The 21,276-nt window shown below is 61.7% G+C and carries 22 protein-coding genes; 4 read left to right on the top strand and 18 right to left on the bottom strand.

The genetic code is table 11. The features are described 5' to 3' along the window. Window positions 1–46: 46 nt before the first annotated feature. Window positions 47–385 carry a histidine triad nucleotide-binding protein gene (locus AC07OP_RS18060; RefSeq protein ID WP_047277960.1) on the top strand — a complete coding sequence of 113 codons (339 nt, stop codon included), beginning with the start codon at window positions 47–49 and terminating at the stop codon, window positions 383–385. 117 nt (window positions 386–502) lie between these two features. After that, complete coding sequence (gene coq7, locus AC07OP_RS18055) at window positions 503–1,150, top strand: 2-polyprenyl-3-methyl-6-methoxy-1,4-benzoquinone monooxygenase (RefSeq protein ID WP_027605891.1); 648 nt, start codon at window positions 503–505, stop codon at window positions 1,148–1,150. A gap of 61 nt (window positions 1,151–1,211) precedes the next feature. On the opposite strand, the gene AC07OP_RS18050 is transcribed toward coq7, so the two are convergent. Beyond that, the gene (locus AC07OP_RS18050) at window positions 1,212–1,634 is read right to left on the bottom strand and encodes an OsmC family protein (protein ID WP_005792019.1); all 423 of its coding nucleotides are present in this window, start codon (window positions 1,632–1,634) and stop codon (window positions 1,212–1,214) included. 245 nt (window positions 1,635–1,879) lie between these two features. On the opposite strand from AC07OP_RS18050, the gene crp reads away from it, so the two are divergent. Further along, on the top strand, window positions 1,880–2,524 hold the full coding sequence (gene crp, locus AC07OP_RS18045) for a cAMP-activated global transcriptional regulator CRP (protein ID WP_027605892.1): 645 nt from the start codon (window positions 1,880–1,882) through the stop codon (window positions 2,522–2,524). Here the strand turns inward: crp and AC07OP_RS18040 are convergent. The 14 genes from AC07OP_RS18040 to AC07OP_RS17975 all read right to left on the bottom strand — a co-directional run bounded on the left by AC07OP_RS18040 (window position 2,521) and on the right by AC07OP_RS17975 (window position 17,492). Further along, the gene (locus tag AC07OP_RS18040; RefSeq protein WP_495101952.1) at window positions 2,521–3,216 is read right to left on the bottom strand and encodes a lipoate--protein ligase family protein; all 696 of its coding nucleotides are present in this window, start codon (window positions 3,214–3,216) and stop codon (window positions 2,521–2,523) included. The two genes, crp and AC07OP_RS18040, sit on opposite strands and share 4 nt — an antisense overlap. A 143-nt stretch (window positions 3,217–3,359) precedes the next feature. Next, window positions 3,360–4,196 carry an indole-3-glycerol phosphate synthase TrpC gene (gene trpC, locus AC07OP_RS18035; RefSeq protein WP_131699139.1) on the bottom strand — a complete coding sequence of 279 codons (837 nt, stop codon included), beginning with the start codon at window positions 4,194–4,196 and terminating at the stop codon, window positions 3,360–3,362. After that, a complete protein-coding gene (gene trpD / locus AC07OP_RS18030) occupies window positions 4,193–5,242 on the bottom strand; it encodes an anthranilate phosphoribosyltransferase (protein WP_065938244.1) in 1,050 nt (349 codons plus the stop codon). The genes trpC and trpD overlap by 4 nt, the downstream gene beginning before the upstream one ends. Window positions 5,243–5,251: 9 nt before the next feature. After that, window positions 5,252–5,845 carry an aminodeoxychorismate/anthranilate synthase component II gene (locus AC07OP_RS18025; protein ID WP_024077700.1) on the bottom strand — a complete coding sequence of 198 codons (594 nt, stop codon included), beginning with the start codon at window positions 5,843–5,845 and terminating at the stop codon, window positions 5,252–5,254. Between the two features lie 10 nt (window positions 5,846–5,855). Next, window positions 5,856–7,337, bottom strand: a complete 1,482-nt coding sequence (trpE, locus tag AC07OP_RS18020; RefSeq protein ID WP_495101953.1) for an anthranilate synthase component I — start codon at window positions 7,335–7,337, stop codon at window positions 5,856–5,858. 70 nt (window positions 7,338–7,407) lie between these two features. Beyond that, window positions 7,408–8,226, bottom strand: a complete 819-nt coding sequence (locus tag AC07OP_RS18015; protein ID WP_495101954.1) for a phosphoglycolate phosphatase — start codon at window positions 8,224–8,226, stop codon at window positions 7,408–7,410. Continuing rightward, complete coding sequence (gene rpe, locus AC07OP_RS18010) at window positions 8,223–8,897, bottom strand: ribulose-phosphate 3-epimerase (protein WP_146477720.1); 675 nt, start codon at window positions 8,895–8,897, stop codon at window positions 8,223–8,225. Before rpe ends, AC07OP_RS18015 begins: the two co-directional genes overlap by 4 nt. Window positions 8,898–8,981: 84 nt before the next feature. Continuing rightward, window positions 8,982–10,130, bottom strand: coding sequence for an iron-containing alcohol dehydrogenase (locus AC07OP_RS18005; protein WP_495101955.1), 1,149 nt, complete (start codon window positions 10,128–10,130; stop codon window positions 8,982–8,984). A gap of 117 nt (window positions 10,131–10,247) precedes the next feature. Beyond that, entirely contained in the window at window positions 10,248–11,072 is an 825-nt protein-coding gene (locus AC07OP_RS18000) for an ABC transporter permease (RefSeq protein WP_017739612.1), read from the bottom strand. A gap of 12 nt (window positions 11,073–11,084) precedes the next feature. Continuing rightward, entirely contained in the window at window positions 11,085–12,332 is a 1,248-nt protein-coding gene (locus AC07OP_RS17995) for an ABC transporter permease (protein WP_027605900.1), read from the bottom strand. A 95-nt stretch (window positions 12,333–12,427) separates the two neighbouring features. After that, window positions 12,428–13,468 (bottom strand): ABC transporter substrate-binding protein, encoded by a 1,041-nt coding sequence (locus AC07OP_RS17990; protein WP_027605901.1) that lies wholly within the window; start codon window positions 13,466–13,468, stop codon window positions 12,428–12,430. A gap of 43 nt (window positions 13,469–13,511) precedes the next feature. Next, window positions 13,512–14,624, bottom strand: a complete 1,113-nt coding sequence (locus tag AC07OP_RS17985) for an ABC transporter ATP-binding protein (RefSeq protein ID WP_065871779.1) — start codon at window positions 14,622–14,624, stop codon at window positions 13,512–13,514. Between the two features lie 225 nt (window positions 14,625–14,849). After that, window positions 14,850–15,479 carry a response regulator gene (locus AC07OP_RS17980; protein WP_027605903.1) on the bottom strand — a complete coding sequence of 210 codons (630 nt, stop codon included), beginning with the start codon at window positions 15,477–15,479 and terminating at the stop codon, window positions 14,850–14,852. Between the two features lie 18 nt (window positions 15,480–15,497). After that, complete coding sequence (locus AC07OP_RS17975; RefSeq protein WP_495101956.1) at window positions 15,498–17,492, bottom strand: PAS domain-containing sensor histidine kinase; 1,995 nt, start codon at window positions 17,490–17,492, stop codon at window positions 15,498–15,500. Window positions 17,493–17,569: 77 nt separating this feature from the next. Between AC07OP_RS17975 and AC07OP_RS17970 the strand changes: the two genes are divergently transcribed. Further along, window positions 17,570–18,544, top strand: coding sequence for an alpha/beta hydrolase family protein (locus tag AC07OP_RS17970; RefSeq protein WP_098480837.1), 975 nt, complete (start codon window positions 17,570–17,572; stop codon window positions 18,542–18,544). Window positions 18,545–18,684: 140 nt separating this feature from the next. On the opposite strand, the gene AC07OP_RS17965 is transcribed toward AC07OP_RS17970, so the two are convergent. Genes AC07OP_RS17965 through AC07OP_RS17955 form a run of 3 tightly spaced genes read right to left on the bottom strand, consistent with a single transcriptional unit; the run spans window position 18,685 to window position 21,150 of the window. Beyond that, a complete protein-coding gene (locus AC07OP_RS17965; RefSeq protein ID WP_495101957.1) occupies window positions 18,685–19,452 on the bottom strand; it encodes a TerB family tellurite resistance protein in 768 nt (255 codons plus the stop codon). A 1-nt stretch (window position 19,453) separates the two neighbouring features. Continuing rightward, a complete protein-coding gene (gene murU / locus AC07OP_RS17960) occupies window positions 19,454–20,128 on the bottom strand; it encodes an N-acetylmuramate alpha-1-phosphate uridylyltransferase MurU (RefSeq protein ID WP_495101958.1) in 675 nt (224 codons plus the stop codon). Next, a complete protein-coding gene (locus AC07OP_RS17955; protein WP_495101959.1) occupies window positions 20,125–21,150 on the bottom strand; it encodes an aminoglycoside phosphotransferase family protein in 1,026 nt (341 codons plus the stop codon). The genes murU and AC07OP_RS17955 overlap by 4 nt, the downstream gene beginning before the upstream one ends. Between the last annotated feature and the right edge of the window lie 126 nt (window positions 21,151–21,276).

Below are 21,276 nucleotides of genomic sequence, written 5' to 3'. Positions count from 1 at the left end.
TCGCCTGGGTACACTCACCTTGCACTTTCATAATGGAGAAACAGCTGTGGATACTCTGTTCACCAAGATCATCAACAGAGAAATACCCGCGAAGATTATCTACGAAGATGATCAAGTCCTCGCCTTTCACGATATTGCCCCACAGGCGCCGGTACATTTTCTGGTTATCCCGAAGAAACCTATCCGTACATTGAATGACTTGACCGAAGAGGATAAGGCCCTGGCCGGCCATATTCTGTTCACCGCCCAGCGTTTGGCGGTGGAGCAAGGCTGCGAGAAAGGTTTCCGTGTAGTGATGAACTGCAACGAAGAAGGCGGGCAGACCGTTTACCACATCCATATGCATGTGCTGGGCCAGCGCCAGATGAACTGGCCGCCGGGCTGAAATAGCCCGCTACAAGGGGCGCAGCCCAAGGCTGCGACCCCATGCCCTTGACTCAGGGCAAACGCGTTCCTCTCTCTTGCGGTAAACTGGCCGCCGAGATTCTTCCCGGAGGTCAGCATGACTACCCAACGTCACTACTCGCCGATTGACCGTCTGTTGCTGCAAGCCGACATGGCCATGCGCACACTGCTGCCCTTCAGCGGCCAACCGTACCGCCCGTCGCCCGCCATCGTGCAGCCTGACGCGCAGATGAGCGAGACCGAGACCCGCCATGTTGCAGGCCTGATGCGTATCAACCATACCGGTGAAGTCTGCGCCCAGGCGCTGTACCAGGGCCAGGCCCTGACCGCCAAGCTGCCGCAGGTGCGCGCGGCCATGGAGCATGCGGCCGAGGAAGAAATCGATCACCTGGCCTGGTGCGAGCAACGTATTCGCCAGTTGGGTAGCCATCCCAGCGTGCTCAACCCGCTGTTTTACGGTTTGTCATTCGGCATCGGCGCGGCTGCCGGCCTGATCAGCGACAAGGTCAGCCTGGGCTTTGTCGCCGCGACGGAACATCAAGTGTGCAAGCACCTGGATGAACATCTGGAGCAACTGCCGGCCGATGACGAAAAGTCCCGGGCGATTCTTGAGCAGATGCGTATCGATGAGGAGCACCACGCCGAAAGTGCATTGGATGCCGGCGGTTTCCGCTTCCCGGCGCCAGTGCGATTCGGCATGAGCCTGCTGGCCAAGGTCATGACCAAAAGCACCTACCGCATCTGACTAAACCTGCGACTGCGAAAAAGGGCGCTATCCAGCGCCCTTTTCTTTTGTCGACTGGCGATCAACCCAATTCGATGATCTCGTAGTCATGGGTGATGGCCACACCGGCCGCGCCGAGCATGATCGACGCTGAGCAATACTTCTCGGCCGACAGCTCGATGGCGCGCTTGACCTGGGCTTCTTTCAACGCCCGGCCCTTCACCACGAAATGCATGTGGATCTTGGTAAACACCTTGGGATCTTCAGTGGCACGCTCGGCTTCCAGGAAGGCTTCACAGCTTTCCACGGCCTGGCGGGATTTTTTCAGGATGCTGACCACGTCGAAATTGCTGCAACCGCCCACACCAAGCAGGAGCATTTCCATCGGGCGTACGCCCAGGTTACGGCCACCGGCTTCGGGCGGGCCATCCATGACCACAACATGGCCACTGCCCGACTCACCGAGGAACATGGCTTCGCCCGCCCATTGGATGCGTGCCTTCATCGCCCAGACTCCACTGCTAAAAAAGGGTCGCCAGCTTAGCACAGGGCCCGGGCGCAACCGCGCTTCCCATCAAAGCGATCAATAACGGCGCCGACTCGGAAAATTCGCTAATCGAGTCAGAATGTGTCTGTTAAGCTGGCGCCAAAGGAGTGGCGTATTGCCACCCTTCATGCAACGTGTATCAATGCCGATACCGCTGAGTACAACAACTCCAACCACCTCGCGCTGCCTTTCGGGATACAACCATGGTTGCTCTTACGCCCATACCCAAGATCAAGAATCTCGACAAGTTGCTGATGCACTGCCAGCGCCGGCGCCACCCCGCCAAGCACAACATCATCTGCGCCGGTGAGCGCTCCGAAACACTGTTTTTCATTATCAAGGGCTCAGTCACCATCCTGATCGAGGATGAAGACGGCCGCGAAATGATCATCGCCTACCTGAACACCGGGGATTTTTTCGGCGAGCTGGGGCTGTTTGAACAAGCAGGCAAGGAGCAGGAGCGCAGCGCCTGGGTGCGGACCAAGGTCGAGTGCGAAGTGGCCGAGATCAGTTACGCAAAGTTTCGCGAACTCGCCCAGCAGGACCCCGATATTCTCTACGCCCTCAGTGGTCAGATCGCCCAGCGCCTGCGAGACACTACACGTAAGGTTGGCGACCTGGCGTTCTTCGATGTCACCGGGCGTGTGGCCCGTTGTCTGCTGGAGCTGTGCAAGCAGCCCGATGCCATGACTCACCCCGACGGCATGCAGATCAAGATCACCCGTCAGGAAATCGGGCGTATTGTCGGCTGTTCACGGGAAATGGTCGGCCGCGTGCTCAAGGATCTGGAAGAGCGCAACCTGGTGCACGTCAAAGGCAAGACGATGGTGGTGTTCGGTACCCGTTAAGCCGGCAGGAAGCTGGCCAGCATTTGACGGTACAAGGTGTCCAGCCGGCTGATTGCGTCCGGCGCGGGGAAGGCTTCGTGCAGGGCAATATGGCTGTCGGCACGAACCCGTTGCTCCAGGCCGCAGGCTTGGTTGAAGCGGTTGACCGCCGCGATCAGTTCTTCACGATCGTTATCCAGCAACAACGCACCGTGCACCAACCCGACCGGGCGGCCCCCGCTTTGCCGCCAGCGCTGGGCAGTGCCGACCATTTTGCGCCCGTTGAGGTTGACGTTGTAGCGACCGTCGCAGAATGCACCGTCGATTTCCCCGACGGAGGCCTCGCCGCCCAACTCGATAAGTAAATCGCAGATTGGCTGGCATAGACGCTGGTAGCCGGTTTCGATGCGACCTTGATCACCCTCACTGCGCGGCGGAGCGTAGACCAAGGCGATATTGACCGTGGCGCTGGACTGCGGCACCGGTTCGCCGCCGGTTTCGCGCAAGAGCACCGGCCAACCGGCATCCGCAGACACGCGGCTGGCGACATCGAAAGCAGGCAATCGGCTCAAGCGGCGCGGCATCACCAATGCCTGATCGCTGGGCTGCCAGAACAACAACCCAAACGCCTGCTCACCCGCGCAAACGGCGGCCAGCAAGGCTTGCTCGGCGGCAAGGCCTGCTTCAACACGCATCGACACTGGCTGGATCAATGGGCACCTACCTATCGGAATAAACACAAACCCAAATGTGGGAGGGGGCTTGCTCCCGATAGCGGTGTGTCAGTCGAGAATGCTCCAACTGAACCGCCGCCATCGGGGGCAAGCCTCCTCCCACACGTTGATCGCATTTCAAATCAATCGAGAGTGGAACCACTGACCGCCACGCCACGCTCCGGGAAGAACAGACGCTGCAGTTCCGCCCCAGGGTTCTCGGCACGCATGAAGGTCTCACCCACCAGGAACGAATAAACGTCACTGATTTCCATCAGCTCCACATCGGCACGGTTGACGATGCCACTTTCGGTAATCACCAGGCGATCGCGCGGAATACGCGGCAGCAGGTCGAGGGTGTTTTCCAGGCTGACTTCGAAGGTGTGCAGGTTACGGTTGTTGACCCCCACCAGCGGTGTGTCGAGGGTTTTCAGCGCGCGCTCCAGCTCATCGCCGTCGTGCACCTCCACCAGCACATCCAGGCCAACGCTTTTGGCCACGGCCGCCAGCTCGGCCATCTTCACGTCATCCAATGCGGAGACAATCAACAACACACAGTCGGCACCCAAGGCACGGGCTTCGACGATCTGGTACGGATCGACCATGAAATCCTTGCGGATCACCGGCAACTTGCACGCGGCGCGGGCCTGCTGCAGGAACAGGTCGGAACCCTGGAAAAAATCGATGTCAGTGAGTACCGACAGGCACGTCGCCCCACCCTTCTCGTAGCTGACAGCGATTTCCGCCGGTACAAAGTTTTCGCGAATCACGCCCTTGCTCGGCGAAGCTTTCTTGATCTCGGCGATCACGGCCGGCTGCTTGAGCTTGGCCTGGGCAATCAGTGCCTTGGCAAATCCACGCGGTGCGTCAGCGGCTTTCGCTTGGGCTTCCAACTCGGCCAGGCTCACACGGGCACGGCGTTCGGCGACTTCTTCAGCCTTGCGGGCCAGGATTTTTTCCAGAACGGTCGGCACACTCATCCTTCATTCTCCATCTTGAATACAGCGGTGAATGCTCCCAGCTCTTCGAGCTTTTCACGAGCCAGACCGGTGTGCAGCGCATCGTGGGCCAATTCGACACCTTCCTTAAGACTATAGGCATGATCGGCTGCGTAAAGTGCCGCGCCAGCATTCAGAACAATCATTTCCGCAGCTTTTTGACCGTTCTCGGTCTTACGACGCCCCAGGGCATCGCGAATCAGCTCCAGGGACGCCGCCGGGCTTTCCACCGCCAGGCCGTGCAGGCTCTGGCTCTTCATGCCCAAGTCTTCCGGTTCGACCCAGTATTCGGTGATCTGGTCATTCTTCAGCTCCGCCACAAACGTTGGCGCCGCCAGGCTGAACTCGTCCAGGCCGTCTTTGGAGTGCACCACCAGCACATGCTTGCTGCCCATGCGTTGCAGCACTTCAGCCAATGGCCGGCACAGTGCCTGGCTGAACACGCCCACCACCTGGTGCTTCACACCGGCCGGATTCGTAAGCGGGCCGAGCATGTTGAACAGGGTACGCAGGCCCAGGTCCTTGCGCGGGCCGGCGGCGTGTTTCATCGCACCATGATGGGACTGGGCAAACATAAAGCCGATGCCGACGTTGTCGATGCAGCGCGCCACTTGTACCGGCGTGAGGTTCAGGTAGATGCCGGCCGCTTCCAGCAGGTCGGCACTGCCGCTCTTGCCGGACACCGCACGGTTACCGTGCTTGGCCACGGTGCAACCCGCCGCCGCCACCACAAAGGAAGAGGCCGTCGAGACGTTGAAGATGTTCGCACCGTCACCGCCGGTGCCGACCACGTCGACCACGCCGTCGAGGGTCTTGAGCTCGACCTTGTCCGCCAGCTCACGCATCACCGATACGGCGCCGACGATCTCGTCGATGCTTTCGCTCTTCATGCGCATCGCCATCATGAAAGCGCCGATCTGCGCGTCGGTGCATTGACCGGTCATGATTTCGCGCATCACATCGCTCATTTCAGCGGTGCTCAGGTCCAGATGGCCGACGATACGGCTCAGGGCAGTCTTGATATCCATGGAAAGTCCTTAGCGCGTGCCGCCGCTCTGCTTGAGAAAATTGGCGAACAGCTCGTAGCCCTGCTCGGTCAGGATCGACTCAGGGTGAAACTGCACCCCTTCGATATTCAGTGTCTTGTGACGCAGGCCCATGATCTCGTCGACGGAGCCGTCTTCCAATTGGGTCCAGGCGGTCAGCTCCAGGCATTCCGGCAGGGTTTCGCGCTTGACCACCAGCGAGTGGTAGCGAGTCACGGTCACCGGGTTGTTGAGTGCCTGGAATACGCCCAGGTCTTTATGGAACACCGGGCTGGTCTTGCCATGCATCACCTGGCGCGCGCGCACTACATCACCGCCAAAGGCCTGGCCGATGGACTGGTGGCCCAGGCAGACGCCCAGGATCGGCAGCTTGCCGGCGAAGTACTTGATCGCTTCGAGGGAGATACCCGCCTCGGTCGGCGTGCACGGGCCCGGCGAAACCACGATGCGCTCCGGGTTCAGGGCGGCGATTTCGGCCACGGTCAGTTCGTCATTGCGAACCACCTTGACCTCGGCGCCCAGCTCCCCCAGGTACTGCACAACGTTGTAGGTAAAGGAATCGTAGTTATCAATCATCAGCAACATGGGGGAAACCTCAAGAATTGGGGGTCTGTTCAGCCAGCGCTACGGCGCGGAACATCGCGCGGCGCTTGTTCAGGGTTTCTTCCCATTCGAGGGCCGGCACCGAGTCGGCGACAATCCCGCCACCGGCCTGCACGTGCAGCTCCCCGTCCTTGATCACCGCAGTGCGAATCGCAATGGCAGTGTCCATGTTGCCGTTCCAGGCGAAATACCCCACGGCGCCGCCATAGACACCGCGCTTGACCGGCTCCAGTTCGTCGATGATTTCCATCGCGCGGATCTTCGGCGCCCCCGACAAGGTGCCCGCCGGCAGAATCGCCCGCAACGCGTCCATCGCAGTCAGCCCGGCTTTTAACTCGCCGGTGACGTTGGACACGATGTGCATCACGTTGGAATAACGCTCAATGACCATCTTCTCGGTCAACTTCACCGAGCCGATTTCCGAGACACGCCCGGTGTCATTGCGGCCCAGGTCGATCAGCATCAGGTGTTCGGCGATTTCCTTGTCGTCGCTGAGCAGGTCTTCTTCGAGCGCCAGATCCGCTTCTTCGGTCGCGCCACGCGGGCGTGTGCCGGCAATCGGGCGCACGGTGATCAGGTTGTCCTCGACACGCACCAGCACCTCCGGCGAGCTGCCCACTACGTGGAAGTCGCCAAAGTTGAAGAAGTACATGTACGGCGTCGGGTTGAAGCAGCGCAGCGCCCGGTACAGGTCGATGGGTGCCGCCTTGAAGTCGATGGACATGCGTTGCGACGGCACCACCTGCATGCAGTCACCGGCGAGGATGTATTCCTTGATGGTATCGACCGCGCGCTCATAGTCATCCTGGGTAAAGCTGGAGCGGAACACCGGATCAGCCGCCGGCGGACGGCTGAGGTCCAGGCCGCGACGCGGGGTGATCGGCTGGCGCAGTTTTTCCAACAGCGCTTCGAGGCTGGCCTGGCCTTGCTCGAAGGCGTCGGCCTGGGACGGGTCGGCGAGCACGATCGCGTGCATCTTGCCGGCGAGGTTGTCGAACACCACCACCGCATCGGAGACCATCAGTAGAATGTCCGGCACGCCCAGCGGGTCAGGGTTCGGGCATTTGCCCAGGCGTTTTTCCACATAGCGCACGCAGTCGTAGCCGAAGTACCCCACCAGGCCGCCGTTGAAGCGCGGCAGGCCAGGGATGGTCGGCACGTTGTAGCGCGCCTTGAAGGCTTCGACAAAGGCCAGCGGGTCTTCGGCCTCATGACTTTCGATCTCGACACCATCATGGGTGATGCTCACATGATGGTCGTGCACCCGCAGCACAGTGCGGCATGGCAGGCCGATGATCGAGTAACGGCCCCATTTCTCGCCGCCCTGTACCGACTCCAGCAGGTAGGAGTTGGGCTGGTCGGCCAGTTTCAGGTAGATCGACAACGGCGTGTCGAAGTCGGCCAGGGTTTCGCAGGCCAGGGGGATACGGTTATAGCCGGCAGCGGCCAAACGCAGGAATTCTTCGCGGATCATGAGGTGCCTCGTGGCGTGAGGGTCTAACAGTCAGGTATGCAAACGTGCCGCATGGCGCGGCCAGGATCAGTCAGGCGCGCCAACGCCAGCGGGCCAGGGCCTTGATGACTTTCATCCAGAGTTTGCGAGTGACCACCACGATGGAATTTCCAGAAGGGGACGGATCGATGTCGGGCAACGTTATCTCAGCGCCAGCTCCCAGGCAACCGGGGATTAGCAGTCTCAGATCATCAATCACCAGCGACGGCGACTCTTCAGCGATCGGACGACCATGGTTGTAGCCGTAACTCAGGGCCACGCACTGCACGCCGGCCGCTTTCGCCGCCAGCACGTCACTGCGTGAATCGCCGACAAACAGCGACTGGGACGCCGGAATATTGGCCATTTTCATCACGAAAAACAGCGCCGCCGGGTCGGGTTTCTTCTGCGGCAAGGTATCGCCACCAATGATCCAGCGGAAATAACGGCCGATTTTCATCTGGTCCAACAGCGGCGCGACAAAGCGCTCCGGCTTGTTGGTGATCAGGGCCATTTCCACGCCCTGCTTGCTCAGCCATTTGAGGGTGTCGCGTACGCCGGGGTAGACCACGGTCAGTTCGTGGCTGCGCTCATAGGCAACATTGAACAGCTCCAGGGCGTGCTCGGCCTCAACCTCATCGATACCTTCGGCATCGATGTGATTGGCCAGGGCCCGGCGCACCAGCATCGGCGCGCCATTGCCGACCCATTCGCGTACCGACGCAAGCCCCGCCGGCTTGCGCCCCAGCTTGAGCAGCATCTCGTCCACCGCCGCCGCCAGGTCTGGCACCGAGTCGATCAAGGTACCGTCCAGATCGAACATCACCAGCCGTGGCAGTTTGCCGGGGAACAGCTGCTCAAAGCCGCTCATGGACGCGCCAGCGCCAATTCGGCGCGCATCTTGGCGATGACTTCCTCATAGTCCGGGGCGTTGAAGATCGCCGAGCCTGCCACGAAGGTGTCGGCACCGGCAGCCGCGATTTCACGGATATTGTTGACGTTGACCCCACCGTCGATTTCCAGGCGGATGTCGCGACCCGACGCATCGATCAGCGCACGGGCTTCACGCAGCTTGTCGAGGGTACCGGGGATGAACTTCTGCCCGCCGAAGCCTGGGTTGACGCTCATCAGCAGCACCATGTCGACCTTGTCCATCACGTACTTGAGCACGTCCAGCGGGGTGGCCGGGTTGAACACCAGGCCGGCCTTGCAACCGCCCTCGCGGATCAGTTGCAAGGTGCGGTCGACGTGCAGCGAGGCTTCCGGGTGGAAGGTGATGTAGGTCGCGCCGGCGTCAACGAAATCACCGATGATGCGATCCACCGGGCTGACCATCAGGTGCGCATCGATCGGCGCGGTGATGCCGTACTTGCGCAGCGCCGCGCAGACCATCGGACCGATGGTCAGGTTGGGCACGTAGTGGTTGTCCATGACATCGAAGTGCACGAAGTCGGCACCGGCGGCCAACACCTTGTCCACTTCCTCACCCAGGCGGGCGAAATCGGCGGAGAGAATCGATGGAGCAATAACGAAGGGCTGCATGACGCACCTTTTTTGAGCTAAATCACGATGGCGCGCATTGTATACCTCATGCTTTGCCCTGCGCACCGTGACCTAACTCAACGGCTAGTACGCCGCCCGATAGATTTTCTCGATATCGGCCGCGCTGAGCTTGCGCGGGTTGTTACGCATCAGGCGCTCGATACCCGCCGCTTCCGTGGCCATGGCCGGGATGGCGTCCTCGGGAACCCCGAAACTGCGCAGGCCGGAAGGAATCTCCACGGCGGCACACAATCGCGTCATCGCCTCGACGGCCTGGTCGGCGGCATCGTTGACACTCAGGCCGCTGACATTCACGCCCATGGCCTGGGCAATGTCCTGCATACGCTCGACACAGGCCAGTTTGTTCCAGTGCATCACGTAGGGCAGCAACAGCGCATTGCTCACGCCATGGGCGATATTGAACCGCCCGCCCAGCGGGTAGGCCAACGCATGCACGGCGCCCACCCCGGCATTACCGAAGGCCATGCCGGCCATCAGGCTGGCGGTGGCCATATCGTCGCGGGCCTGCAGGTTGGCCGGGTTGGCGTAGGCCTTGGGCAGCGCCTTGGCGATCAGCTTGATCGCCCCGATGGCCAAGGCATCCGTGATCGGCGAGGCGTTCAGGGAAAGGTAGGACTCAATGGCATGCACCAGCGCATCCACGCCACTGGCAGCGGTGACGCTGCGCGGGCAGGTCAGGGTCATTTGCGGGCTGATCAACGCGACGTCCGGCAGCAGGTAGTCGCTGACGATGCCCTTCTTCAACTGCGCGACCTTGTCGGAGAGGATCGCCACATTGGTCACCTCCGAGCCGGTGCCGGCGGTGGTCGGGATAGCAATCAGCGGCGGGCCTTTACGTGGCACCTGGTCGACACCAAATAAATCGGCCAGGGCGCCGTGGTAACCGGCATAGGCGGCAACGCTTTTGGCAATATCGATGGCACTGCCGCCACCCAGGCCGATCAGGCCGTCGTGGCCACCGTCGCGGTACGCCTGCATGCAGTCTTCGACGATGGAGATTTCCGGGTCGGGCAGCACGCGATCAAAGATTTCATAAGAGCGCTCGCCCAGATGTTCAAGTGCCAGCGCCACCGTGCCGGACTTGACCAGCGCCGCGTCGGTGACAATCAACGGGTTATCCACATCCAGGCGCGTCAGCTCGGCGGCAAGTTGCTCGATGGCGCCAGCGCCGGTCAGCAGTTTGTGGGCGATCTTGAATGAGGAAGTACTCATGTGCGCGGCCTCTTATCGGTGATGGGCTGGCACAAGAGTAGCTGACTGGATCGGGTTGTCTTCCATTCAGGCGCTGAATGGTCACAGCCCCCCCTGTGGGAGGGGCTGTGCCGGGCTTTAGACCTGGGCCGTGCGCAGTTTCTCGCTACGCCCACGCAGCCACTCCAGGGTCAGCAACAGCAACACCGAGAAGGCAATCAGCAAGGTCGCCGCCGCCGCAATCGTCGGGCTGAGGTTTTCGCGGATGCCGCTGAACATCTGGCGCGGCAGGGTCGCTTGCTCGGGGCCGGCGAGAAACAGGGTCACCACCACCTCATCGAACGACGTCGCGAAGGCAAACAGCGCGCCGGAGATCACCCCCGGTGCAATCAACGGCAAGGTTACCCGGCGAAACGCCGTCAAGGGCGAGGCACCCAGGCTGGCCGCGGCCCGTACCAGGTTGTGGTTAAAACCCTGCAAGGTCGCCGACACGGTGATGATCACAAACGGCACGCCGAGCACGGCATGCACCACGATCAGCGAGAAGAAACTGTTGCCCAGGCCCAGCGGCGCAAAAAACAGGTAGCTGGCCACACCGATAATCACCACCGGCACCACCATCGGCGAAATCACCAGGGCCATCACCAACGCCTTGCCGGGGAAATTCCCGCGGGTCAGGCCGATCGCCGCCAGGGTGCCGAACACCATCGCCAATACCGTGGCGGCCGGGGCGACGATGATGCTGTTCTTCAACGCACGCATCCACTCCGCCGAGGCGAAAAAATCCTGGTACCAGTGCAGCGAGAAGCCTTGCAACGGGTACACCAGGAAACTGCCGCTGTTGAACGACAGCGGGATGATCACCAGCACAGGCAAGATCAGGAACAACAGGATCAAGCCGCAGAGGATCCGCAAGCTGTAGAACCACACCCGTTCCACTGGTGACATATAAGGGCTCAGCATCGCAAGTTCTCCTCAGCTCAGGCGCAGGCGACTGGCGCCCACCAGCCGGTTGTAGATCAGGTACAGCACCACGGTCGCCAGCAGCAGCAAGCCGCCCAACGCCGTCGCCATGCCCCAGTTGATGCTGGTGTTGGTGTAGAAGGCCACGAAGTAGCTGACCATCTGGTCGTTCGGGCTGCCCAGCAGTGCCGGGGTGATGTAGTAACCAATCGCCAGGATGAACACCAGCAGGCAGCCGGCGCCGACACCGGCGTACGTCTGTGGGAAGTACACGCGCCAGAAGCTGGCGAACGGGTGACAGCCCAGGGAGATTGCCGCACGCATGTAGGTGGGCGAAATGCCTTTCATCACGCTGTAGATCGGCAAAATCATGAACGGCAGCAGGATATGCACCATGGAGATGTAGACCCCGGTGCGGTTGAACACCAGCTCCAGGGGTTTGTCGATCAGGCCCATGCCCATCAGCGCACTGTTGATCAGCCCGCCGGATTGCAGCAGCACGATCCACGCCGCCACCCGCACCAGGATCGAGGTCCAGAACGGCAGCAACACCAGAATCATCAGCAGGTTGCTCTTGCGCGCCGGCAGGTTGGCCAGCAAATACGCCAGCGGATAAGCCAGCAGCAGGCAGATGGCGGTGATCACCAGGCCCATCCAGAAGGTGCGGGCGAAGATGTCCAGGTAAATCGCCTGGTCCGGGGTGGCCGGGGCCACTTCGCCGAGGTCGTCGATGCGGTGATCGACGGCCGCCAGCAGGTAGAACGGTGTCAGGCTGCTGGTATTGCGCCGGATCGCCTGCCAGTACGCCGGGTCGCCCCAGCGTTCGTCGAGGTTTTCCAGCGCTTCTTTATAAGAGCCGGGCGCTTCGGTAAACGGCAGCGCCCGCGCGGTTTTGGTCAGCAGGCTGCGATAGCCGGCCAGTTCCATGTTCAAGCGTTTGGACAGATCACCCAGGGTCTGGTTTTTGCGCGCCTCGCCCAGGTCTTCACTGAGGGCCTGGTACACCGGCTCACCCGGCAGACCACGACCGTCCCAGGCCGTCACCGCCACCACGGTACGCGGCAAACCGCCCACCACTTCCGGGTTGCCGACGCTTTTAAACAGCAGCGCAACAATCGGCACCAGGAACACCAGCAGCAAAAACAGCACCAGCGGCGCAATCAAGGCCTGGGCCTTCCAGCGATTGAGCCGCTCGGCACGCGCCAGGCGCTGCTTGAGGGTGGGGCTGTTGACCTCGTTCGAGGGAACGGCGATGGCCATGGCTGACTCCGAATCTTGAAAATGAATGCAATCTTTCACACACAAGAAATCCCTTGTGGGAGGGGGCAAGCCCCCTCCCCCAGGGTTATGCAGTGTTACTTGGCAGCCCAGGAGTTGAAGCGCTGCTCCAACTGCTCGCCGTTATCCGCCCAGAAGCTCACGTCGATCTGCACCTGGTTGGCGATGTTTTCCGGCGTAGTCGGCATATCCTTGAGGATGTCCTTGGCCAGCAACGGTACGGCTTGGGTGTTGGCCGGACCGTAGGCGATGTTTTCCGAGTAGGTCTTCTGCTGCTGCGGCTGCACCGAGAAGGCGATGAATTTCTTCGCCGCTTCGGCACGTTCCTTGGACAGGCCTTTAGGGATGGCCCAAGCGTCGAAGTCGTAGATGCCGCCGTTCCACACCACTTTCAGGTTGCTTTCTTTTTGTACCGCGGCGATGCGGCCGTTGTAGGCCGAGCTCATCACTACGTCACCCGAGGCAAGGTATTGCGGCGGTTGTGCGCCGGCTTCCCACCATTGGATCGAGGGCTTGAGTTCGTCGAGTTTCTTGAACGCACGGTCCTGGCCATCTTTGCCGGCCAGCACTTTGTACACGTCCTTCGGTGCAACACCGTCGGCCATCAAGGCGAATTCCAGGGTGTACTTGGCGCCCTTGCGCAGGCCGCGCTTGCCCGGGAATTTCTTGGTGTCCCAGAAATCCGCCCAACTGGTTGGCGCAGAAGCCAGTTTGTCCGCGTTGTAGGCCAGAACGGTCGACCATACGAAGAAGCCCACGCCGCACGGCTGGATCGCGCCCTTCACGTAGTCGGCGGTGTTGCCAAACAGTTTCGGGTCCAGCGGCTCGAACATGTCTTCATCACAGCCACGGGACAGTTCCGGCGACTCCACTTCCACCAGGTCCCAGGACACGCTCTTGGTGTCGACCATGGCTTTGACCTTGGCCATCTCACCGTTGTACTCGCCGGCGACGATCTTGCCGTTGCCCGCGCTTTCCCAAGGTGCATAGAAAGCCTTGACCTGTGCAGCCTTGTTCGCACCGCCAAAGGACACGACGGTCAGGTCCGGGCCAGCCATGGCCTGTGTCGCGCCCATCAAGCTCAGGGCCAGGACGGAATACTTCAGGGATCTCAACATTGTTGTTCTCTCCACGTGCAGGGTTGGTGAAGCCATGGGGCGATCAATTCGCCTCTAGAAGTGGGTCGAGTGCGCGAACGTGCTCGACTTGCCAGCCAATCGGTACCACGTCGCCGACCGCCAACGCCGGGTCCAGCTCGGCGATCGGTTGTTTCACAAAAAAATCGGCCTTGCCGCAGACTTCCAGGCGCACACGCACGTGGTCGCCCAGGTAGATGAATTCCGCCACCCGCCCGGAGAAACGGTTGACGCAGCTTTCGCTGGAGCCATTGAGGCTGACACGCTCAGGGCGCACCGACAGGGTCACCGGGCCGCCGATCTGGCCGACGTTCACCGCCAGCGCCTCGACCTTCTCGCCGCGCGCCAACTCCACCACGCAGCGCTCGCCGGTGTGGCTGTGCAGGCGACCATTGAGGCGGTTATTTTCACCGATGAAGTTGGCGACGAAGGTGTTCTTCGGCTCTTCATACAAGGTACGTGGCGCGGCGATCTGCTGGATCTCGCCCTGGTGGAACACCGCCACGCGGTCGGACATGGTCAAGGCTTCGCCCTGGTCATGGGTCACGTACACCACGGTCACGCCGAGGCGCTGGTGCAGGTGCTTGATCTCCATCTGCATGTGTTCACGCAATTGCTTGTCAAGGGCGCCGAGGGGTTCGTCCATCAGCACCAGTTGCGGCTCGAACACCAACGCACGGGCCAAGGCCACGCGCTGTTGCTGGCCGCCGGACAGTTGCGCCGGGTAACGCTGGGCAAAGGCATCGAGCTGGACCATGCTCAGCACGCGTTTGACCCGCTCGCTGATATCGGTCTTGCTCAAGCCCCGCACCGACAGCGGGAACGCGAGGTTCTCCGCAACGGTCATGTGCGGGAACAGCGCGTAGTTCTGGAACACCATGCCGATGTCGCGCTTGTGCGGCGGCACGTTGTTGATCGAGCGCCCGGCCAGCTGGATTTCGCCGGCGGTCGGCGTTTCGAAGCCGGCCAGCATCATCAGGCTGGTGGTCTTGCCCGAACCGGAAGGCCCGAGCAGGGTGAGGAACTCGCCCTTGCGAATCTCCAGGTTGAGGTCTTTGACGATCAGGTTCTCGCCGTCGTAGCTCTTCTGCACGCCACGAAAGCTGACCAGCACATCATTTGAATCCACCTCGCTCATACCCGCACCTTTGTATTTTGGACTGCTGTGGCACAAGCGTAGTCCAGGCGCGAGCCCCCGGAAATCGGGGGCCAGGAGAGAATGGCATCAGCCGGATGGAAGGTTTGGGGTAGGGATCGCCCTACACGGATGGCGGGGATGGGACAGGGCAGCGGCAAGAGGCGAGCTGCAAGCGGCAAGAATGGGTTCGGCGGTGTTTTGGGGTTGTCGTTATTGGGTATGTGGTTAGAGGAGCTTGTGCTCCATGGCGTACTTCACCAGCTCCGCCAGGGAGGTGATATTGAGCTTTTGCATCAGCCGCGCCTTGTGGGTGCTGATGGTCTTGCTGCTCAACGCCAGTTGCTGGGCGATGTCATTGACGTTGGCGCCCTGGGCCAGGCGCTCGAACACCGAAAATTCACGCTCGGACAGCAGCGAATGCAAGGGCCTTGAATCCGTCAGGCCGACCTCGAAGACCATGCGGTCCGCCAGGTCCGGGTCGATGTAACGCCCGCCGGCCGCGACCTTGCGAATCGCCATCAGCAGCAGCGCCGGGTCGCTGTCCTTGGTGGCGTAGCCCGCAGCGCCCACCTTCAAGGCGCGAGCGGCCATTTGCGCCTCATCGTGCATCGACAGCACCAGGATCGCCGGCGGATTGCTCAGCGCCCGAATGCGCGCAATCGCTTCCAGGCCATTCACGCCTGGCATCGAGATGTCCAGCAACACCACCTCGCAAGGCACATGGCGCAAGGTCTCGAGCAACTGCTCGCCATTACTCGCCTCCCCCACCACCAGCAGGTCTTTAGCCAGGCCGATCAATTGCTTGATGCCTTCACGAACAATGGTGTGGTCTTCGGCTACCAGTACACGGATCACAAGGGCTTCCTCTTATCGTTATGCATCCAACGGCACGGTGACACTCAGGGTGGTGCCCTCGCCCAATTGACTGTCCAGGCTCAGTTGCCCGCCCATGATCAGCACCCGCTCGCGCATCCCCACCAGGCCAAACGACACCGGGCGCCCCTGGGCCTGGACGAAACCGACGCCATCGTCGCTGATGGTCAGCCGCAGGTCGGTGCCTTCCACCGCCAGGGTCAGTTCGACAGTATGCGCCTGGGCATGGCGCATCACATTGGTCAGCGCCTCTTGCAGGATACGGAACAGGCCGATGGCCTTGGCATCGCTCAAGGTCGGCAGGTTATCCGGTACCTGCACCAGGCAGGGAATCTGCGTGCGCGCTTCGAAACGCCGGGCTTGCCATTCAATCGCCGAGGCAATCCCGGCGTCGAGAATCGGCGGGCGCAGCGCCGTCGCCACGTCCCGCACCAACTGGAACAGTTGGGCGATCAGGCGCTTCATGCTGTTCAAGCGCTCGTGCAGGCCAGGATCCAGTTGCGCATAGGACAGCTCGCACATGGAGGTTTCCAGCTTGAGCACCGTGAGCATTTGCCCGAGTTCGTCGTGAACTTCCCGGGCGATGCGGGCTTTTTCTTCTTCGCGCACGGTTTCCAGGTGGGCGGACAACTCGCGCAGTTGCGCTTCACTTTGCATCAAGGCGGCCAGGGTGCGGCGCAGTTCGGTGACATCGTTCAGGTAGACAACCAGGTATTCAGCCTCGGCAAATCGCACAAAGCTCAAGGACACGTTGGCCGGCAGGATGCTGCCATCGGCGCGCAAACAATCGGTGGCGAAATTCTGCGGCCCCTCCTCGCTGGCCCGTGCGCGCTTCCACAAATTGAGCCAGCGGTCCATATCCAGGGTCGGGTCGAGGTCGACCAGCGGCCGTTCGATCAGTGCACCGGGCTCGTAACCCAGCATGCTCTCGGCCGCACGATTGGCGTAGCGCACGTGGCTGTCCCAGTTGACCCAGAGGATGCCGACGGTGCTCTGGTCGATGGAGAACTGCGTCAAGCGCAGCGCTTCGGCACCGGCGGCACGGGCCGCGCTTTCTTCGCGGGCGGCCAGCAGGCCATGCTCCAGCACACGTTGCTGGCGGCGCTGCCAGAACACCACGGCCAGGCTGGCGAGCAGCAACAGGCCGAGCAGCAGGCTGAGGTTCTGCCAGAGGCCTTTGGATTCGGATAAACGTGGGTATTTGGGTTGCAGCCAGCGACTGTGCAGTTGATCCAGGTCGCGGGCCGGGATCGCGCTCAGGGCACTTTCCATGATGCCGGCCAGTTCCGGCCAGTCCCGGCGCGTGGCAACCCGCAGCAATTGCGGCAGGCCGATGTCCCCGACCACCGCCAGCCCGCTGAACTCGGCCTCTGCGGACAAGCGGCTTAATTGCGCTTCATCCACCACGGCATAACGCGCCTGCTGGCTGACCAACAGTTGCAAGGCCTGGCGCTCCATGGGCACGCCTTGCAGGTTGAGGCCGGGATAGGTACTGCGCAGGTAATCGGCCACGGCGCTGGGCATGCGCACGGCCACACGGGATTGATCGTCGAGCTTCTCCAACTCCACGGCACCACCGCCCTCGCGGATGCCGACAATGTGTTGAGGCACACGCATATACGGGTCGGTGAACTGCCACAGGCGCAAACCGGCCGGGGTTTGCTGCAGGCCAGGGGCAATGTCCACCTCGTCGTCGCGTACGGCCGCCTCCAACTGCTCCTGATCAGGGAAGTTGCGCCAGGTCAGCTCGATATTCAGCGCCTTGGCCAGCCACTGCATCAACTCGACATTCGCCCCGGACAAGCGCTGCAGGCGTCGGTCGTATTGCGCGTAAGGCGCCTGCAAGACCACGCCCACCCGCAGCTCCGGGTGCCGGGCCAGCCATTCGCGCTGCGGCGCATTCAGCTGCGCCTGCGGTGTGGCGGGCGCGGGGGAAGCGTTTGCCATCAAGGCAAGGCACAAACAGCCGATAACCAGCAGACAGCGAAAACCCATGATCCACGTCTCACATCACTGACAAATACTGACCAACCCATTAGGCTGCTGGAATCACTTCTGGCCGGAAATCAACGATGTCCTATCGAAACCGTTCGGCACTGCCAGCATTGTGCCTGTCACTGCTGTTTACCAGTGCCTTTTCTGTGCAGGCTGAAGACGCACCGGCACCGGCGGCCGAAAAACCCGTCGAACGCCAACCCCTGCCCGAGCGTAGCCAGGAAGAGGCCAGCGCTCTGGAACGCAAAATCCCGCAGCAAGAGCAGCAACAGTTGCAGGCCGGCAGTGATTCATTCCTTGCCCTGTGGAAACCGGCCAACAGCGCCGAACCCGAAGGCGTGGTGATTATCGTACCGGGCGCCGGCGAAAATGCTGACTGGCCGCAAGCAATCGGCCCGTTGCGACGTAAATTGCCGGATGCCAATTGGGGCAGCCTCAGCCTGTCGTTACCGGACGTGAGCATGGACACCCTGCCACCGCGTGTCATGGAAGCACCCAACGCCACCGTCGACACCAGCAGTAAAGACGCGAGCACCGCCGACAAGCCGATCGAGCAAGCCGCCAGCGCCGAGGCGGAAGGCACCGACCCGGCGGTGGTCCCGGGTGCCGACGAACAGGACAAGACCGACGCCTCGCGCATCTTCGCGCGCATCGATGCCGCCGTGGCTTTTGCCCAGACCCAGAGCGCACGCACGGTGGTGCTGGTGGGCCATGGCACTGGCGCCTGGTGGGCGGCGCGTTACCTGACTGAAAAACAACCCTCCCAGGTGCAGAAGCTCGTGATGGTTGCCGCCCAGACGCCTGCCGGGCGTCATCCGGATGTGCAGCAACTGGCGCCGGCGCTGAAGCTGCCGACGGCCGACGTCTTCTATCAAGACAACGCTCAAGCACGCAACAACGCCCTGGCGCGCGCCCAGGCCGCGAAGCGCTTGAAGAATGACGGCTATAAGCAGGTGTCATTGAAGACCCTGCCCGGCAACAGCGCCGCCGAGCAGGAACAGTTGTATCGCCGGGTTCGCGGCTGGTTGAGCCCGCAGGCCAGCGCCGATTGAGGATCAGCACAGAACCAATGTGGGAGGGGGCTTGCTCCCGATAGGGGTGTGTCAGTCAACAGATAGGTAGCTGACCCACCCTAATCGGGGGCAAGCCCCCTCCCACATTGGAATGTGTTTATCCGTGAAAATAGTGACCTCTAACGAAAATCCCGGCGCTCGCGAATCAACGAATAGGCATTGTGCAATTCACGGGTGCGCTCGGTCGCCTCACGCACTTGCGCGGGGCTGGCGCCACTGCCGGCCACCTTGTCCGGGTGGTGACGGCTCAGCAGGCGGCGATAGGCATGCTTGATGACCGACGGCTCGGTGGTAGCGGTCACGCCGAGCAAGCGCAGCGCTTCCTGGTAGGTCGTGCCACGATTGACCAGCGGCTTGCGCTCAGGTGTGTAGTCGGCTGCCAACGCCTGGAGCTGTTGCGGCGTCCAGCCCAACCATTTCCCCCACAGGTCGATCAAATCACGCTCGGCGGCGTCCGCCTTGCCGTCCGCCCAGACCATCCGCCAGCACGCCCGCAACACCCCTTCCGCCGCATGGGGCTGGGCCTTGAGCACACGCAGGTAGCGGCGTACACGGTCGGAACCGGATTTGCCGCGGTTGAACGCCGCAATCGCGCGGCGCTGGGCCGACTCGGTCATGTCCAGTGAGCGCATTTCCTGCCGCGCCTGCTGGATATGCCCGTCCACCACACGCCCGTTGCTTTTGGCCAGGCGCCCGAGCAACACAAACAATAACTCGTCATTGCGTAACGCCGGACGCCCGCCCAAGCGCTCGCGCAACTGTGCCCAACTGTGCAGTTGCAGGCGGCGATCCAGCGCCTGCCCCAACAGCGCACCCAACAAGGCCCCCGGAATACTGGCAATGGCAAAGCCAGCCCCGGCGCCGATCAGCGTCCCTGGCCACAACATGCTACTGCCCCGCTATCAGCAGGGTTTCGACGTGCGCCAGGCGCTCCAGCGTGCCGACATCAATCCAGCGTCCCGCCATGTGTTCCCCCGTTACCAAACCTTTCGCCATGGCCGCACGCAGCAGCGGCGCCAGCTTGAAGGCACCGGCGCTGCAACCCTCGAACAGCCGGGGGTCGAGCACTGAAATGCCACTGAAGGTCAGGTTATCGGCACCGGGCGCCGCATCATGAAGCAAGCCCTGATCAAGGTAGAAATCACCGCCCGAGGGGTGATGTGCCGGGTTGTCGACCATCACCAGATGAGCCAGGCCCTTGAGCGGCTGCTTGAGGCGGGTGAAGTCGTAGTCGGTCCAGATATCGCCATTGACCACCAGGAACGGCTCATCCCCCAGCAACGGCAGCGCCTGGAAAATCCCGCCGCCGGTTTCCAGCGGTTCGCCCTCCGGGGAGTAGCGGATACGCAAGCCGAACTGCGCGCCATCTCCCAGGTAGCGCTCGATCTGCTGGCCGAGCCAGGCATGGTTGATCACCACATCGGTAAAGCCGGCCTTGGCCAGCGCCTCCAGGTGGTACTCGATCAGGCGCTTGCCGCCGGCCTGCACCAGCGGCTTGGGGGTGTGCAAGGTAAGCGGACGCATCCGCTCGCCTTTACCGGCGGCCAGGATCATGGCCTTCATAGGCTGGCCTCTGCGGGCTGGCGCAGGCTGGTCAGTAACTCAGCCAGTTCGCCCAACTCCGGACGATCGGCCAGCACCGCCTCTATATAAGCAAAGAAGCGCGGTACATCGGCCAGATAGCGTGGCTTGCCGTCGCGATGGCAGATGCGCGCAAAGATACCGATGACCTTGAGGTGGCGCTGCACGCCCATCAGGTCGCTGGCGCGCAGGAAGTCTTCGAAATCCGGCTGTACCGGAATGCCGGCCTGGCCCGCACGTTCCCAGTAGTCGCGCTGCCATTCCCGCACACGGGCCTGGGGCCAGCTGAGAAAGGCGTCCTTGAACAGGCAGGTAATGTCGTAGGTGACCGGACCATACACCGCGTCCTGGAAATCCAGCACGCCAGGGTTAGGCTCGCTGATCATCAGGTTGCGTGGCATATAGTCGCGGTGCACCAGCACTTTGGGTTGCGCCAGGGCACTGTCGATCAGGTGATCGCTGACACGCTGCCAAAGTGCCTGCTGCCGAGTATCCAACTCGATACCCAAGTGCCGGCGCACGTACCATTCGGGAAACAATTCGAGTTCACGGCGCAGCAAGGCGACGTCATAGCTGGGCAGTGGTGCGTCCATCGGCAACTGCTGAAAAGCCAGCAAGGCGTCGATGGCATCGGCAAACAATTGATCGGCGTTTTCGTCGGTTATCACGTCCAGGTAGGTTTTTCTGCCCAGGTCATTGAGCAAAAGAAAGCCTCGCGGCAAGTCTTGTGCATAAATTTTCGGAACATTTATTCCCGAAGTGGAGAGCAAATACGCGATATCGACGAAAGGTTTGCAGTTTTCCTGGGGAGGCGGCGCGTCCATTACCACGAATGTTCGACCGCCGCCGTCCCAACGGAAATAGCGCCTGAAACTCGCGTCGCTGCTGGCCGCAGTCAATGTGGCCGGGGGTACGGCACCCCAGCCTTGAGCGTTGAAAAGGATCGGCAACTGCTCATCCAGCCAGACTTCCAGCTGTTGTAAACGTAGATCTTGCTCGGGCATTACAAGGGTCTCCGACGGCGCTAGCCGTCAAGCGGGGCATGCTTTATTATCACGCATCTTTTTCAGACCATCGAGAGGCGTGCGGCCCAAACCGCGGGCAGATGGCACGCAGGAAGCCCGGACTAA

This window comes from Pseudomonas sp. GW821-FHT09D08 (assembly GCF_059416305.1).
This window is presented reverse-complemented; position numbering and strand designations above follow the sequence as displayed.